General features: G+C 50.8%; 2 protein-coding genes and 1 pseudogene. All 3 read left to right on the top strand.

The genetic code is table 11. The annotated features are described in order from the left end of the window. Window positions 1-176: 176 nt before the first annotated feature. The gene (locus JX325_RS16670) at window positions 177-476 is read left to right on the top strand and encodes a hypothetical protein (protein ID WP_204792147.1); all 300 of its coding nucleotides are present in this window, start codon (window positions 177-179) and stop codon (window positions 474-476) included. After that, the gene (locus JX325_RS16665; protein ID WP_204792146.1) at window positions 448-1,005 is read left to right on the top strand and encodes a DUF2800 domain-containing protein; all 558 of its coding nucleotides are present in this window, start codon (window positions 448-450) and stop codon (window positions 1,003-1,005) included. The genes JX325_RS16670 and JX325_RS16665 overlap by 29 nt, the downstream gene beginning before the upstream one ends. 3 nt (window positions 1,006-1,008) lie before the next feature. Further along, window positions 1,009-1,450 (top strand): annotated as a pseudogene (locus JX325_RS16660) (helix-turn-helix domain-containing protein); the annotation flags it as partial.

The following is a 1,450-nucleotide window of genomic DNA, read 5'->3' as shown; positions in this document are numbered from 1 at the left end:
CATCCCATAGCAAATTAAAAGACCCAAAACTGGTTTCCGCCAAAAAAACAGCCTCTTTTATGGAGAGGAGATGGATATGTCGAGATTTTCCCGTACATAGGACTTTGGAATTGTGTCGCAACAATCTAATAGTCCACTCCTCTCTCTTTTATTTTGCGCCGAAAGGAGGCCGTTTCATGGCCAGAAGCAACAAGCTGGAAAGCGGATTTCAGGACCGCCTCATTGAGACTCTGAAAAAGCTCTTCCCCGGCTGCATGGTTTTCAAGATGGACCAGCTCCAGGGCATCCCCGACTTGCTCGTGCTCTATGGCAAGAAGTGGGCCTCTTTGGAGTGCAAGCGGTCTGCGAAGGCCAAGAGGCAGCCGAACCAAGAATACTATGTTGGGAAGATGGACGAGATGTCTTTCTCTCGTTTTATCTCTCCCGAAAACAAAGAGGAGGTATTGAATGAACTTCAACAAGCATTCAAACCTTGAGGGATTACATGCCTTTCTTGGCGCAAGCAAGTACCACTGGATCAACTACAGCGAAGAAAAGGTCGTCGACGCCTATTCCAAATTCATGGCGACCGTTCGGGGCACCGAACTTCACGCCTTTGCTGCTCAGTGTATCCGCCTCGGGCAGAAACTGCCTAAATCGCAAAAGACCTTGAACATGTATGTCAACGACGCCATCGGCTTTAAGATGACGCCGGAGCAGGTGCTTTACTATTCGCCGAACTGCTTCGGGACTGCGGATGCTATTTCTTTCCGAAAGAACTTTCTCCGCATTCACGACCTGAAGACCGGCGAGGCTCCAACGCATATGGAACAGCTGATGGTGTATGCTGCACTGTTCTGTCTGGAGTACCGTGTCAAACCCAGCGAAATCGAAATGGAGCTCCGTATCTATCAGCATGACCAAATCCTGTTTCACAATCCGACAGTTGCGGATATTCTTCCCATCATGGACAAAATCGTGACATTCAGCAGAGTAATCGACAAAATCAGAGAAGAGGAGGGGTGAACCATGAACCGCATTCAGGAAGACATCCTGATGCACTATGGCGTCAAACGACGTTCTGGGCGCTATCCGTGGGGTTCCGGCGATAACCCCTACCAACATGGCGGTGACTTTCTCAGCCGGGTCGAGGAGCTTCAGCGCCTTGGCAAGTCCGAAAAAGAGATTGCCGCCGAAATTGGCCTCTCTACCACTGATTTGCGTATGCAGGTTCGCGTGGCCAAGCATGAGCGGAGAGCTCTCTTAGCTGATCGCGCCAGATCGCTGCGGGAAGACGGTAAAACCTTGGACGAGATTGCGTCTGCCCTTGGCTTTGCCAACGATTCCTCTGTCCGAGCCCTACTGAATGAGAACACGGCCAGCAATAAGAACAAGGCCCGCGCAACTGCTGAAATCCTGAAAAAAGAGCTTGCTGAAAAAGGGGCTCTCGACGTTGGCGCTGGTGTTGAGC

The sequence above is a fragment of the Oscillibacter sp. CU971 genome (genome assembly GCF_905219725.1).
In the GTDB taxonomy this organism is placed as follows: domain Bacteria; phylum Bacillota; class Clostridia; order Oscillospirales; family Oscillospiraceae; genus Oscillibacter.
Note: the sequence above shows the minus strand (reverse complement) of the source record. Positions and strands in the feature narration are given on the sequence as shown.

Bases quoted from the DNA above. Each gene is read 5' to 3' on its own strand.
- JX325_RS16670 (WP_204792147.1), top strand. From the start codon at position 177: ATGGCCAGAAGCAACAAGCTGGAAAGCGGATTTCAGGACCGCCTCATT.
- JX325_RS16665 (WP_204792146.1), top strand. From the start codon at position 448: ATGAACTTCAACAAGCATTCAAACCTTGAGGGATTACATGCCTTTCTT.